The sequence below is a fragment of the Pseudomonas sp. genome, assembly GCF_030696055.1.
GTDB lineage: Bacteria > Pseudomonadota > Gammaproteobacteria > Pseudomonadales > Pseudomonadaceae > Aquipseudomonas.
Genome location: NZ_JAUYNP010000304.1, coordinates 1 through 14,885 on the forward strand (window position 1 = coordinate 1; position 14,885 = coordinate 14,885).

10 protein-coding genes and 1 pseudogene are annotated in these 14,885 nt (G+C 62.2%); 8 read left to right on the plus strand and 3 right to left on the minus strand.

Annotated elements, in window-relative coordinates; genetic code table 11:
- The 3 genes from Q8Q83_RS18250 to ccoG all read right to left on the minus strand — a co-directional run.
- On the minus strand, window positions 1-603 hold a 603-nt coding region (locus Q8Q83_RS18250), incomplete at its 3' end, for a hypothetical protein (RefSeq protein WP_305625548.1).
- Between the two features lie 70 nt (window positions 604-673).
- On the minus strand, window positions 674-2,083 hold the full coding sequence (gene mapR, locus Q8Q83_RS18255; protein ID WP_305625549.1) for a GntR family transcriptional regulator MpaR: 1,410 nt from the start codon (window positions 2,081-2,083) through the stop codon (window positions 674-676).
- 62 nt (window positions 2,084-2,145) lie between these two features.
- A complete protein-coding gene (gene ccoG, locus Q8Q83_RS18260) occupies window positions 2,146-3,561 on the minus strand; it encodes a cytochrome c oxidase accessory protein CcoG (protein WP_305625550.1) in 1,416 nt (471 codons plus the stop codon).
- A 302-nt stretch (window positions 3,562-3,863) separates the two neighbouring features.
- On the opposite strand from ccoG, the gene Q8Q83_RS18265 reads away from it, so the two are divergent.
- From Q8Q83_RS18265 to Q8Q83_RS18300, 8 genes and pseudogenes are all read left to right on the plus strand, one after another.
- Window positions 3,864-5,156, plus strand: coding sequence for a hypothetical protein (locus tag Q8Q83_RS18265; RefSeq protein WP_305625551.1), 1,293 nt, complete (start codon window positions 3,864-3,866; stop codon window positions 5,154-5,156).
- A gap of 486 nt (window positions 5,157-5,642) precedes the next feature.
- Window positions 5,643-5,798 (plus strand): annotated as a pseudogene (locus Q8Q83_RS18270) (DUF934 domain-containing protein); the annotation flags it as partial.
- Between the two features lie 195 nt (window positions 5,799-5,993).
- Window positions 5,994-8,453 (plus strand): EAL domain-containing protein, encoded by a 2,460-nt coding sequence (locus tag Q8Q83_RS18275; protein ID WP_371132436.1) that lies wholly within the window; start codon window positions 5,994-5,996, stop codon window positions 8,451-8,453.
- A 253-nt stretch (window positions 8,454-8,706) separates the two neighbouring features.
- The gene (hppD, locus tag Q8Q83_RS18280) at window positions 8,707-9,801 is read left to right on the plus strand and encodes a 4-hydroxyphenylpyruvate dioxygenase (protein ID WP_305625552.1); all 1,095 of its coding nucleotides are present in this window, start codon (window positions 8,707-8,709) and stop codon (window positions 9,799-9,801) included.
- 198 nt (window positions 9,802-9,999) lie between these two features.
- On the plus strand, window positions 10,000-11,139 hold the full coding sequence (locus Q8Q83_RS18285; protein ID WP_305625553.1) for a homogentisate 1,2-dioxygenase: 1,140 nt from the start codon (window positions 10,000-10,002) through the stop codon (window positions 11,137-11,139).
- Window positions 11,140-11,227: 88 nt separating this feature from the next.
- Entirely contained in the window at window positions 11,228-12,211 is a 984-nt protein-coding gene (locus Q8Q83_RS18290; RefSeq protein WP_305625554.1) for a fumarylacetoacetate hydrolase family protein, read from the plus strand.
- A gap of 95 nt (window positions 12,212-12,306) precedes the next feature.
- Window positions 12,307-12,957 (plus strand): maleylacetoacetate isomerase, encoded by a 651-nt coding sequence (maiA, locus tag Q8Q83_RS18295; RefSeq protein ID WP_305625555.1) that lies wholly within the window; start codon window positions 12,307-12,309, stop codon window positions 12,955-12,957.
- A gap of 262 nt (window positions 12,958-13,219) precedes the next feature.
- Complete coding sequence (locus Q8Q83_RS18300; RefSeq protein ID WP_305625556.1) at window positions 13,220-14,641, plus strand: amino acid permease; 1,422 nt, start codon at window positions 13,220-13,222, stop codon at window positions 14,639-14,641.
- Window positions 14,642-14,885 lie beyond the last annotated feature (244 nt).

Below are 14,885 nucleotides of genomic sequence, written 5' to 3' on the forward strand. Positions count from 1 at the left end.
TGAGGGAGGCTTGCCTTCCGACCAGCGCTGCAGCGCCTTGATCCGCGCCTGGCTCTCGGCCAGGGGCTTGTTCAGCTCTGCTTCATAGTCTTCCAGCCAGCTGCGCGAGCCGGCAATCATCCCGGCCAGGTCGCGCATGCCCAGCTTAAGGGCGGCGATGGAGCTCTGATAGCTGCGCTCCTGGCCGATCAGGGTGCGCGCCACCATCTGCTGGGTTTCTTTATCTTTGTTGCTGGTCTGTGGCGCGGCGGGTGCCGGGGCGGGGGTGAGCGCGGTCTTCTGTTGCAGAAGCAGGAGCTTCTGCTGATCCTGCAGCTGCTTCTGCAGGCTAGCGAGCTGCAGCTGCAGGGCGCCGACTTCCTTCTGCAGCGCTAGCGTGTTGGCTTCGCTTGCGTGCGGTTTCTCGGCTTTTTTCGCATCGCCTGAGCCGAGCAGGGCGATCAATAGCCCAGCCAGCAGCACCAGGGCCAGCCCACCGGCGAGGGCATAGATCAGCAGGCGATTGAGTTTGCCGGCTTTCTCCAGTAGTTCGATGCGCTGCAGGTCGTCCATGGCCTCGGCGGCTACGCTTGCGCCGCCGTTGCTTTGGCTGTCGTCGCTCATGCCGTTCACCCTGTGCTGCTGTTGCTATGCACTGCATGCTAGCAGCGCCGCGGCGCATGGCACGGCCTTTCTAGAAGCTGGCGAGAATTCGCCCCAGCACTTCCATCGCCTGCTCGCTCTGCGCATCCCAGGGATGGCCATGATTGAGCCGTGCGCAATTGCGAAAACCCCGGGTGGCGGAGAAGATCGGCCCCGGTGCCAGGCTGATGCCCTGGGCCAGGGCGAGCTGGAACAGCTGCAGCGAATCGACCCGCTCGGGGAACTCAAACCAGAGGAAATAACCGCCGCTGGGCCGCGTTACCCGCGTGCCGGCCGGGAAATGCCGCGCGGCGGAGGCGAGCATGGCCTCCTGCTGGGTCTCCAGGGCGATGCGCAGCTTGCGCAGATGGCGGTCGTAACTGCCGTGCTGCAGGTAGTCGGCGATGGCGGCCTGGGCCGGCACCGAGGGCGAGATGGTGGTCATCAGCTTGAGCCGGCTGATCTGCTCGGCATAACGTCCGCCGGCCACCCAGCCAACCCGGTAGCCCGGCGCCAGGCTCTTGGAAAACGAACCGCAGTGCATCACCAGGCCATCACGGTCGTAGCTCTTTACCGGCTTGGGCGGCTGGCTGCCGTAGTACAACTCGGCGTACACATCGTCCTCGATCAGCGGCACCTGATGGCGGTGCAGCAGCTGGTACAGCTCTGCTTTCTTCGCCTCGCTGAGGCTGGCGCCCAGGGGGTTCTGCAGGCTGCTCATAAACCAGCAGGCCTTGATCGAAAGACTTGCCAGGCGCTCGGCCAGCACGCCGAGGTCGATGCCTTCACGCGGGTTGACCGGGATTTCCACGGCCTTGAGCTGCAAGCGTTCCAGCACCTGCAAACAGGCGTAGAAGGCCGGCGCCTCGATGGCCACTAGATCCCCTGGCTTGGTCACACACTGCAGGCACAGATTGAGCGCCTCCAGGGCGCCGTTGCTGATAACCAACTCATCCAGCGACAGGCGCACGCCGGCGCCCATATAGCGCAGGGCGATCTGCCGGCGCAGGTCGGGGTTGCCGCTGGTCATGTCGGCTATCACCGCGTGCGCCGGCATGTCGCGCAGGGCATGGGCCATGGAGCGCGCCAGACGCGGCAGGGGGAACAGCTGCGGGCTGGGGAAGGCCGAGCCGAACGGTACGGTGTTTGGGTCCTTGAGCGAGCCGAGCACGGAGAACACCAGCTCGCTGACGTCCACTTCGGTGGTCTGGGTCGGTTGTGTGCTGGTCTCGGGTTCGGCCAGGGAATGCCGAGCCAGTTCACGGACGAAATAACCGGAGCGCGCCCGCGCCTGAATCAGGCCGCGGTCTTCCAGCAGGTAATAGGCCTGGAACACGGTGGACGGACTGACGCCGTAGGTGCGGCTGGCGTGGCGCACCGAGGGCACCTTCTCGCCGGGGGCGAGCATCCCGGAGCGGATCAATTCGGCTATCTGCTCGGCGAATTTCTCGTAGCGTTTCATCGTGTCCGGGGCTGCGGCCAGTGATGGGCCACAGTCTACGGCGAGTTGCCGGCTCATGCTCGTCAGCGCCGGCTCGGGGCGATAAAGATGCTCTTGGTCTGCGCGCGCTGGCTGGCATCGGCTAGGTTGCTGACTTCGAAACGCACCGGCGTGGTGGTGCCGGCAGGCTGCTCGATCAGCTGCACCAGGGTTACCGGCAGCTCGAGGATTTCCCCCGGCGCCAGCGCCAGGTGTTGCGGCGCGTCCAGGCGCAGCTCTGGGCTGTCGAGCAGCTTCAGGCCATAGCGCTGGGGCTGCTGGGTCTTGTTGATCAGCTTGAGGCGATAGCTGTTCTCGATCTGCCCGGCACTGTTCTCGCGGAACATCGTGCGGTCCTTGGCCGCATCGATGGACAGCAGCGAGCGGGCGTTCAGGGCCCAGATAAAGGCGCCGAGCATCAGCGCCAGGGCCACGCCATAGCCAAGCAGCCGTGGGCGAAGCAGGCGGCTCTTGCCGCCCTGCAGCTCGCGCTCGGAGTGATAGCCGACCAGGCCACGGGCGTAGCCCATCTTGTCCATCACCCCGTCGCAGGCGTCGATGCAGGCGGCGCAGCCGATGCAGTCGATCTGCAGGCCGTCGCGGATATCGATACCGGTCGGGCAGACCTGCACACACAGCTGGCAGTCGATGCAGTCGCCGAGGCCCTCGGCCTTATGGTCGCTGTCTTTCTTGCGCGGGCCACGGCCTTCGCCGCGGGCGGCGTCATAGGCCACCAGCATTGTGTCCTGGTCGAACAGGGCGGCCTGGAAGCGCGAGTAGGGGCACATATGCACGCAGACCTTCTCGCGCAGCCAGCCGGCGTTGAGGTAGGTGGCGGCGGTAAAGAACAGCAGCCAGAACAGCGCGGCGCCTTCCAGTTGCAGACCCAGCAGTTCCTCGGCCAGGCCGCGGATCGGGGTGAAGTAGCCGATAAAGGTCAGCGCGGTGAGCAGGCTGACCGCCAGCCAGATGCCGTGTTTGGCGCTGCGTCGCGCCAGCTTGTTGAGTGACCAGGGCGCGGCGTCCAGCTTGACCCGCTGGTGGCGCTCGCCCTCGGTGATCTGCTCCGCCCACATAAACACCCAGGTCCACACACTTTGCGGGCAGGTGTAGCCGCACCAGATGCGCCCGGCCACCACGGTGGCGGTAAACAGGCCGAAGGCGGCGATGATCAACAGCGCCGAGAGCAAGATAAAGTCCTGCGGCCAGAAGGTCGCGCCAAAGATGTAGTAGCGGTGCTCGGCCAGATTCCACAGCACGGCCTGACGGCCATCCCAGTCCAGCCAGGCGGTGCCGAAGAACAGCAGAAACAGCAGGCCGGCGCCGTACAGGCGCAGATTGCGAAAGCGCCCGCTAAAGCTGCGGGTATGGATAGGCCCACCAGCCTGGGACGGCGTCAGCCGCACAGGCTGGGTAACGTCGATGGATTCCACGATCCGCGCGGGAATGCGCTCGCTCATGACAACTGCCTCATCAAGCCTTCTAAGATGGGGCAATGGTCGACGCGTTAGCGATTACATAACAGATTCAGGTTGATCAATAAAAAGCGGATCAGATCGCGCCGGACGCAGTTTTGTCCTGGTTTTGTGCTGCGCTGGCGGATGGACGGTGCAGCGAATGCTTGGGGGAGTTGGAGTCGGCTTTGTGGGTTGCTTTCGACCCATTGCGGACAGTCAGGTTCGTCTAGAAAACTACGGCCGATTCAGTAGTAAAAACATGATAAGTTTCTATTCATCGTGCTAAAAAACTTTGGGGATGACGAATGGAACAGCTACTTCAAATAGCCGCGGGGGTTGCCACCCTATTAGTAGTAGGGGGGCTTACACATGGCTTCTATAAAGCCTTCAAGGCTTCTGAACCAATGAGCGCGTTAGCAGTTCGAATTTCCCCAGAACCACCCAAAATTAGCTCTCTGGTATATCGCGGACTGATTGTGATCAGCTGGTTAATCTTTGCTTTCAGTGGTCTTTATGGCCTGCTTTTTTGGCTGCCGCCAGAAGCAGCTTTCTCCAGCGCAGGACTTCTAGCGCTCATGTCACTAGGAATGCTGGAGGAAATTACCAATGTAGCCAAGATCCGGCATACCAGTCAGGGGCGGCTACTTATCATCTCTGAGATTTGGCGCCTAATCACCCCCCCTAGGGTCATTCAGAAAGATATCATTACCGATTTCAGTGAGAAATACAGAACAGCGCAAACAGCGTCTATTCGGCAGGCTAATTTGGACCTTTCGCATTTCGCAACCACCTTGGCAGAACGTGACGCAGTGCTTACTGCCGAGGCTGCGAGCGCAGCAGTAACGAAAATTAAGGACAAGCAAGAAGCTATCGATCAGGAAAAAGCTTTAGCGGCCGCACGAAGTGAACGAGAAAAGCTTCAACAGCCACTAGAAGCAATCAGGAAGGCGCTACCGACCATTAAGACAATTGATTCAGTCATCTCAGGAATCGAGTCAATTGTTGATCCTAGTGTTCTGAATCAGCAGCTCCAGAAGCTATTACATTTCGCAGAGCGCTTGAAGCAAGGAGCTACAGAGGACTGTATTCCCACCCTTATAAAGGCAGTTCCAGGTATGCAACCACTTGATAGCGTAACTTTCAAGCTGGAGTTAGAGGGTGACGAAAGGGATGGCCATTACGAAGTGATTTGTATGCGACAGGGTGTTAAGGGGAATTTGGCTGACGGTATTTACTTTGAAGCATCTTTAAACGGCCTGATGGCCGCGTTCTACGTGCGCATCATACTGCCGGGAAGACTTGCATGGAATCATGGACTTTATGGTCGGAATCAGCAGTTCATAGAGGAGCAAGAGCAACTTATAGCAACGCTTGAAGATGTACATATAACCTCTGATAGCGCCAAATTGAAGTCATTATCCGTCCCGGCGGGTTTTCGAATATCCAACCCAACGAATGAAGCTCTTACGCTAAAATGCTTAGCCTATATCCCGACCTCAGGTAAGTTTTGTGACTATGAAGTTAGTGTTTTCAAAGGTGCCGCTTCTGAAGCAATAGAAACCGTCATACTGGAAACTGGAATGAGCATGTTTTACTGACTAATTCGCCCTGGTTTGGTAGGCGCGTCTGGGGGGGGCGATTCTTGGCTGGGGCTGCTGCACTCTATCGCCAGCGGCTGCTTTTGGCCGATTCTGTTGAAAAAGTCGGTCTGCCCAAATTGTCTGATCATTGACTGGTGAAAACGCCTTTTTTGCACGCTGCTACGTGAAATCCGAGTCCGTAAGCCTCTGCCAAAAGTAAAGATTTCAATCTCGGACGCGTACTTTTTCTGATGCGCAAACCATGGCCGACTTTTTCAACAGAATCGGCCGAAAACTGTCGATATGCACGCCCGCTCTGCTGCGCCCTAAAGATTGATCGCAGCATCTGCTCCGTATTCTCACCACCAATCTGAGTCTGTTCGCGCTCCGCCACACCATAGTCACTCCCCTTGGGCCAGCAGGGCGGGTGGTTGATAAGGTGGCGGGATATATCAGTGCGACGAATACGACCACGTGCAGGTGCGCGAGCGGGTCGTCCAGTTCCGCGACCAGCTCAGCCATATGCACCAGTGCGGTTTCGATGCCTTCGCCGTGTGCGCAGGCAAGTCGGCGGCGGATGCGCTTAAGGGGCTGGCCGGTATCAGCGCGCTCCATGGCCGCTCGGCAATCGAGCCGCGGCCGCTATTTCGTCGGCGTTAACCGCTTGGCGCCAGGTTTTAGCACTGAGCTGTCGTTTGGTTAAAAAACCATCTATACCTGACGGGTAGGCCCGCGCCTCTTGGGCGAGGTTGCGGGCGCCTCGCTGTTCTCTCCCCGAGCTGTGGCGCAAGGGAATGACACTTATGCCGCGCGGTTGGGCCACCACTGCACGGCACTGTCGGGAGAAAGGGATTGATAAGTGCGGAGACGGGTGCCAGGCGGGCGTGCATTAGTTCCCAGTTGCTGCGGCTGGTGTGGCCTTTTGCCCTGGTGATTCTGCTGCAGTCGCTGCTGGCCGGCGGCAGCCTCTATCTGATGTCCGCCGTGCGCGCCTATGTGGGCGGCGAGAGCCTGTGGTCGAAAGGCCTCAAGGATGCCATCCATCACCTCGATCTCTACGCGCAGAACCAGGCGCCCGTGCATTTTCGCCAATACCAGCAGGCGATCGCCGTGCCCCTGGGCGACCATGCCTTGCGCATGGCCATGAGCCAGGAACCGCCAGACCTGGCTGTGGCGCGCAAGGGCATACTGCAAGGCAAGAATCACCCGGACGATGTCGAGGCGATGCTCTGGCTGTTCCGCCACTTCCGCCATTTCAGTTACCTGGAACGGGCCATCGAACAGTGGACCCTGGGCGATCGGCATATCTTCGCCCTGACCGAGCTGGCGGAGGAGATGCATGCCAGCATCGGCCGCGGACAAGTCACGGCGCGGCAGAGGGTCGACTGGCAGGCGCGGGTCGAGCAGATCAACAACGGCGCCACGCCCGCCGCCGAGGCGTTCTCCAGCATTATGGGCGAGGCCTCGCGGGTGGTGCTGCGCCTGCTGATAGTGCTCAATCTGCTGACCGCCGCCCTGTTGATCGGCCTGGCGGCGCTGCGCACGCGCAAGCTGCTGACCCAGCGCGAGCTGGCCGACCAGGCCCTGGAAAGCGAGAAACAGCGCGCCCAGGTGACCCTGGCGGCGATTGGCGATGCGGTGATCAGCCTCGATCGGCGTGGCCATATCGCCTATATGAACCCCACGGCGGAACGGCTGATCGGCTGCCGGGTCGAGCAGGCGCGGGGGCAGGCCTTCGATGCGCTGTTCTCGATAGTCGACGAACAGCCGAGCGAGGGCGGTGAGCCGTTTTTGCAGGCCATCCTGGCCGGTGGCAGCCAGAGCCTGTACGACCACAGCAAGCTGATCCTGCGCGCGGATGGTAGTTCGGTGGCGGTTAACCTGGTCGGCACGCCTATCCTCAGCGACGGCCAGGTAAGCGGCGCGGTGATGGTGCTGCACGATATGACCCGCGAGCGCCAGTTCGTCGCCAGCCTGTCCTGGCAGGCCAGCCACGATGCGCTGACCGGCCTGGTCAACCGCCGCGAGTTCGAATACTGCCTGGCCCAGTTGCTGGAGCGCCTGCAGCACGAACACCGGCGCCATGCCCTGATGTTCCTCGATCTGGATCAGTTCAAGCTGGTCAACGACACCAGCGGCCACGCCGCCGGCGACGAGCTGCTGCGCCAGGTCTGCGGCGAGTTGCAGCAGCACCTGCGCGAGGGCGACACTCTGGCGCGCCTGGGCGGCGACGAGTTCGGCATCCTGTTGGAAAACTGCCCGGCGGAGGCCGCCGAGCGGATCGCCGAGGCCCTGCGCAAGTCGGTGCAGGACCTGCGTTTCGTCTGGGGCGGCCGGCCCTTTGCGATCAGCGTGAGCATCGGCCTGGTGCAGATCACCCAAGGCCATAGCAGCCTGGAGGCGTTGCTGCGCACCGCCGACATGGCCTGCTACTCGGCCAAGGAGAAGGGCCGCAACCGGGTGCACGCCTACCAGCCGGACGACTCCGAGCTGTCCCTGCGGGTCGGCGAGATGAGCTGGGTGCAGCGTATCCATACGGCGTTGAAGGAGGACCGCTTCTGTCTCTATGCGCAGAAGATCCTCGCCCTGGGCGACGGCCAGCAGAGCGAGCATATGGAGATTCTCCTGCGTCTGCAGGACGAGAACGGTCAGCTGATCGGCCCCGGCAGCTTTTTGCCGGCGGCCGAGCGTTACGGCCTGATGCATATGATCGACCGCTGGGTGCTGCGCAACACATTGCAGGCCTTGGCCCGCCAGTTGGCCAGCGGCGCCCTGACGGACAGCGCCACCTGCGCCATCAACCTGTCGGGGGCGAGCATCGGCGATGCCGAGTTCCTCGGTTTTATCCGCGAGCAGTTCGCCAGTCAGCCGGTGCCGCCGCAGATGATCTGCTTCGAGATCACCGAAACCACGGCCATCACCAACCTGGCCGAGGCCATCCGCTTTATCGGCGAGTTGAAGGGCCTGGGTTGTCGCTTCTCCCTGGACGACTTCTGCGCCGGCATGTCGTCCTTTATGTACCTCAAGCACCTGCCTGTGGATTACCTGAAGATCGACGGCAGTTTCGTGCGCGACATGCTGGAAGACCCCATCGACCGCGCCATGGTCGAGGTGATCAACCATATCGGCCATGTCATGGGCAAACGGACCATCGCCGAGTTCGTCGAGTCCGAAGAAATTCTCGCGGCCCTGCGCGAGGTCGGCGTCGACTACGCCCAGGGTTATGTCATCGCCCGGCCGCAGCCCTTTGCCGACGCGGGTCGGGTCGTCGAGGCGCTGAACGAGCGCTCGCCGGCGGCTGATCCAGCGATCTAGAGCGCCGAGCAGCCTGCGCTGGCAGCTTACTGAGCCGCATTGGCAAGAAAGCGTTACGCGCGGCAAGCCGTTACGGTGGTGCTTTCCAGCGATTTCAGGGCTGTAAGGAAAACTTGCCGACCTGGCCGGGCGGCAGCCGGTCGCAGGCCTGTTACCGCGCTTGTTCGTGACCCGGCCACGGGTTGTTATGGGGGTATCGACAGCGTCACGGCGGCACGCGCCGGACGGCATCCCACAACAACGAGGAGGCGCAATGAACGCCGTGAACAAGATCGAGCAGCACAACCCCATAGGTACCGACGGTTTCGAGTTCGTCGAGTACACCGCGCCGACGCCCGAGGGCATCCAGCAGCTGCGTGAGCTGTTCACCGCCATGGGCTTCACCGAAACCGCCAAGCACCGCTCCAAGGAAGTCTGGCTGTTCCAGCAGAACGACATCAATTTCGTGCTCAACGGCAGCCCCACCGGGCATGTCCGCGAGTTCGGCCTGAAGCACGGCCCCAGCGCCTGCGCCATGGCCTTCCGGGTGAAGAACGCGGCCCAGGCCGCGGCCTATGTCGAGTCCCAGGGCGCAACCCTGGTGGGCAGTCACGCCAACTTCGGCGAGCTGAATATCCCCTGCGTCGAGGGCATCGGCGGCTCCTTGCTCTATCTGGTGGATCGTTATGTCTGTGATCACAGCGACAAGAGCATCTACGACGTCGACTTCGAGTACATCGCGGGGCGCACGCCGAACGACAATGCGGTCGGCCTGAAAGAGCTGGATCACCTGACCCACAACGTCAAGCGCGGGCAGATGGATGTGTGGTCGGGCTTCTACGAGCGCATCGCCGGTTTCCGCGAGATCCGCTACTTCGATATCGAAGGCAAGCTCACCGGCCTGCTGTCCCGCGCCATGACCGCGCCGTGCGGCAAGATCCGCATCCCGATCAACGAGTCGGCCGACGACAAGTCGCAGATCGAGGAATTTATCCGCGAGTACCACGGCGAAGGCATTCAGCATATCGCCCTGAGTACCGAGGATATCTACGCGACGGTGCGCAAGCTGCGCGCCAATGGCGTGCACTTTATGCATACCCCGGATACCTATTACGACAAGGTCGACAGCCGCGTGGCCGGCCATGGCGAGCCCACCGCGTTGCTGCGTGAGCTGAGCATCCTGATCGACGGCGCGCCCGAGGATGACGGCATCCTGCTGCAGATTTTCACCAATACTGTGATTGGCCCGATCTTCTTCGAGATCATCCAGCGCAAGGGCAACCAGGGCTTCGGCGAGGGCAACTTCAAGGCGCTGTTCGAGTCCATCGAGGAAGACCAGATCAAGCGCGGCGTGATCAAGGCCGAATAAGCCAGAACCGTAGGGTGGGCGGCGCGTGCAAAAAGGCTTAGGTCCGGCTCAGGACTGAAGCGCCGCGTAACCCACTGATCCGGCGCAGCAATGGTGGGTTACGGCGCGCAAGAATCAGCAGTGTGATTGCAAAGCGCTGGACGCGCGCCTAACCCACCCTACGAAACTACGACCGTCGCCGTTTTCGAGGAGATTTTCATGAGTCGTAAATGGATCAGTTTTCCCCTGCGTGAAGGCGAGTGCTCGCGGCAGGCGCACTGCGACTTTCCCGCGGGCACTTACGAGCGCGAGATGGGCCGCGAAGGTTTCTTCGGCCCCACCGCGCACCTGCACCACAAGCATCCGCCCACCGGCTGGATCGACTGGCAGGGGCCGTTGCGCCCGCACGCCTTCAATTTCAACGAGATCGCCAGTGAGCGTGACTGCCCGCTGGAAGCGCCGCTGTGCCTGCATAACGCCGACGTGAAACTGCGCCTGTGGAAAACCCACGGCGCCATGCGCCATCTGGCGCGCAACGCCGATGGCGACGATCTGTTGTTTATCCATGAAGGGGCGGGACACTTCTACTGCGACTTCGGCCATCTGACGTATCGCGACGGCGATTACCTGCTGATCCCGCGCGGCACCGCCTGGCGCATCGAGGCCAGCGAGCCGACCTTTATGCTGCTGATCGAGAGCAGTGACGGCGCCTATCAGCTGCCGGACAAGGGCCTGCTCGGCCCGCAGGCGATCTTCGACCCGGCGGTGCTCGATCATCCGAAACTGGATGAGGCCTTCAAGGCCCAGCAGGACGAAAGCACCTGGCAGATCCGGATCAAGCGGCGCAACCAGATCAGCACCGTGACCTATCCGTTCATCCCGCTGGATGTGGTCGGCTGGCACGGCGACAACACGGTGGTGCGCCTCAACTGGCGCGATATCCGCCCGCTGATGAGCCACCGCTACCACCTGCCGCCGTCGGCCCACACCACCTTCGTGGCCAATGGCTTCGTCATCTGTACCTTCACCCCGCGCCCGGTGGAGAGCGACCCGGGTGCGTTGAAGGTGCCCTTCTATCACAACAACGACGACTACGACGAAGTGCTGTTCTACCACCGCGGCAACTTCTTCAGCCGCGACAATATCGAGCAGGGCATGGTTACCCTGCACCCCTGCGGCTTCCCCCACGGCCCGCACCCCAAGGCGCTGAAGAAGAGCCAGGAAGCGCCGGCCAGCTTCGTCGATGAAGTGGCGGTGATGATCGATACCCGCCGCGCCCTGGAAGTCGGCGAAGCCGCGGCCGGCGTGGATGTCCCCGAATACGTGAACTCCTGGCGTGCGCCGGGGAAACCAGACTGAACAAACCTGTAGGAGCCAGCTTGCTGGCGATGCTGTTGATCCGCTGATCGCCAGCAAGCTGGCTCCTACACATTGACGGAAGCTGCTTATGAAACTCGCATCACTGAATCAAGGCCGTGACGGCGTGCTGGTCGTGGTCTCCCGCGACCTGCGCCGCGCCACCAAAGTCCCGGCGATCGCCGCCACCCTGCAGGCGGCCCTGGATCACTGGGCAGTCAGCAAGCCCAAGCTGGAGGCGGTCTACCAGCGTTTGAACGATGGTCTGGAGCAGGGCGCTTTCGCCTTCGACCAGGCGGCCTGCCACAGCCCCTTGCCGCGCGCCTATCACTGGGCCGACGGCAGCGCCTACGTCAATCATGTGGAGCTGGTGCGCAAGGCTCGCGGCGCCGAGATGCCGGAGAGCTTCTGGCACGACCCGCTGATGTACCAGGGCGGCGCCGACAGCTTTATCCCGCCGCACGGCCCGATCCAGATGGCCGACGAGGCCTGGGGCATCGACCTGGAAGCGGAGATCGCGGTGATCACCGACGACGTGCCGATGGGCGTCACCCCGGCCGAGGCCGCCTCGCATATCCAGCTGCTGATGCTGGTCAACGACGTGTCGCTGCGTAACCTGATCCCCGGCGAGCTGGCCAAGGGCTTCGGTTTCTACCAGAGCAAGCCCTCATCCAGCTTCTCGCCGGTGGCCATCACCCCGGATGAGCTGGGCGATGCCTGGCAGGGCGGTAAGGTGCATCGGCCGCTGGTCTCGCATATCAACGGCGTGCTGTTCGGCCAGCCGGATGCCGGCACCGACATGACCTTCAACTTCCCGACGCTCGTCGCCCATGCGGCCAAAAGTCGGCCGCTGGGCAGCGGCACTATCATCGGCTCGGGCACCGTATCCAATTACGACCGCAGCGCCGGCTCCAGCTGCCTGGCGGAGAAGCGCATGCTGGAAATCATCGAGCAGGGCGAGGCCAAGACGCCCTTCCTCAAGTTCGGCGACCGGGTGCGTATCGAGATGTTCGACGCTGCTGGCCACAGCCTATTCGGCGCCATCGACCAGGCCGTGGAGCGTTATGAACATTGAGCTGGGCAGCAGCATTTTTGTAGGAGCCAGCTTGCTGGCGATGCTCTTGCAAAAACCGGATCGCCAGCAAGCTGGCTCCTACAGGGAGGTGTGGCATGTTGACTCTTTATAGCTACTGGCGCTCCAGCGCCGCCTACCGGGTGCGTATCGCCCTGAATCTGAAAGGCCTGGCCTATAAGCAGGTGTCGGTGCACCTGGTCAAGGAGGGCGGCCAGCAGCACTCGGCCGAGTACAAGGCGCTCAATCCGCAGCAACTGGTGCCGCTGCTGGTGGATGAGGGCAGCGGCGGGGTGCGCATCGCCCAGTCGCTGGCCATTCTCGAATACCTCGACGAAGCCTTCCCGGTGCCAGCGTTGCTGCCGTCCGACCCGGCGCAACGCGCCCAGGTACGCGCCCTGGCCCTGCATATCGCCTGCGACCTGCACCCGCTGAACAACCTGCGGGTGCTGCAATACCTCACAGGCCCGCTTGGGGTAAGCGAGGCGGGAAAAGATGCCTGGTACCAGCATTGGCTGCACGCGGGCTTGGCCGCAGTGGAGCAGGGCCTGGCGCTGTTCGATGGGCGGCTGTCGCTGGGCGAGCGCCCCGGTTACCTGGAAGCCTGTCTGATTCCACAGCTGTACAATGCGCGCCGTTTTAACGCTGACCTCGATGCCTACCCACGCATCCTGGCCATGGGCGCGCGCTGCGAATCCCTCGATGCGTTCAAGAACGCCGCTCCGGAGGTACAGCCCGACGCACAGTAGTCCCAGTCGGCCACGCCGCCTGGGTTGAGCGACCCTGATTCCCTCAGGTCGGTGCAAAGCGTCGCGAGCGAAGGCTAGGCAAGGCGAAATCAGTCGAGGACGCGCAGTGTACGTCTGTACATGAGCAGTCCGAGGCTGATTTCAACGCTGCATAGCCGAGCGCAGTAGCTTTAAGCCGATCTGAATGCCTTGCCCATTCCGCCGCACCACAAGCGCGGCGGGTTCTATTCCGTCACAGATAAAAACAAAAGGTGACGCATCCATGCAACATGACACCCTCCCCTCGGGCGGCCTCAAGCGCGGCCTGAAGAATCGCCATATCCAGCTGATCGCCCTCGGTGGCGCCATCGGCACCGGCCTGTTCCTCGGTTCGGCCGGGGTGCTGAAATCCGCCGGGCCGTCGATGATCCTCGGTTACGCCATCTGCGGCTTTATCGCCTTCCTGATCATGCGCCAGCTCGGCGAGATGATAGTCGAGGAGCCGGTAGCCGGTTCCTTTAGCCATTTCGCCCACAAGTACTGGGGTGGCTTCGCCGGTTTCCTCTCGGGCTGGAACTGCTGGGTGCTGTATATCCTGGTGGGCATGTCGGAGCTGACCGCGGTCGGCAAGTACATCCATTACTGGTGGCCGGATGTGCCGACCTGGGCCACCGCGGCGGTGTTCTTCGTCGCGGTCAACGCGATCAACCTGGCCAACGTCAAGCTGTTCGGCGAGGCAGAGTTCTGGTTCGCCATGATCAAGGTGGTGGCGATCATCGGCATGATAGTGCTGGGCTGCTACCTGCTGTTCAGCGGCGCCGGCGGCGAGACGGCCACGGTGAGCAACCTGTGGCAGCATGGCGGCTTCTTCCCCAACGGCATCGGCGGCCTGGTGATGGCCATGGCCTTTATCATGTTCAGCTTCGGCGGCCTGGAGATGCTCGGTTTCACCGCGGCCGAGGCCGACAAGCCGAAGACCGTGATCCCCAAGGCGATCAACCAGGTGATCTACCGCATCCTGATCTTCTACGTCGGCGCGCTGCTGGTGCTGCTCTCCCTGACCCCCTGGGACGCCCTGCTGCAGAACATCAACAGCGCCGGCGATCCCTACAGCGGCAGCCCCTTCGTCCAGGTGTTCGCGATGCTGGGCAGCGATACCGCCGCGCATATCCTCAACTTCGTGGTGCTCACCGCCGCGCTGTCGGTCTATAACAGCGGCACCTACTGCAACGGCCGCATGTTGCTGGGCCTGGCCGAGCAGGGTGATGCGCCCAAGGCCCTGGCCAAGGTCGACAAGCGCGGCGTGCCGGTGCGCGCCCTGGTGCTCTCGGCGTTGGTGACCTTGCTCGCCGTGCTGGTCAACTACCTGGTGCCGCAAAACGCCCTGGAGCTGCTGATGTCCCTGGTGGTGGCCGCGCTGGTGATCAACTGGGCGATGATCAGCTACTCGCACCTGAAGTTCCGCCAGCAGATGGACCGCGATGGGGTGCGCACCGGCTTTCGGGCCTTCTGGTATCCCTTCGGCAACTACCTGTGCCTGGCCTTCGTGCTGTTTATCCTCGGCGTGATGCTGCTGATTCCGGGTATTCAGGTGTCGGTCTACGCCATCCCGGTGTGGCTGCTGCTGATGTGGGGCTGCTACCGGCTGAAACTGGCCAAGCAGGCCGCGCCGGCCGCTAGCACCAGCGCGTACGAGGTCGGTTAAGCCCTCACTAGCTCGCCCGCTATAGCAGCGGGCGGGCGCCTGTCGTCTGGCTGGCCGGGCAATTGCCGGGCTGTATATACTGCCCGGCGTTGCCGTGACCCGATGCCGCCTTGGCATCACCCGGGCCAATAGCCCCTAAGAACCTGTTTACGATCTGCTGCGCGTCGGCCATCCAGCGTTAAAAACAGCCTCGGAATGCTCATTTACCGCTCGTAAACTGCGCTTCCTCGGCTGTTTTTTCCTT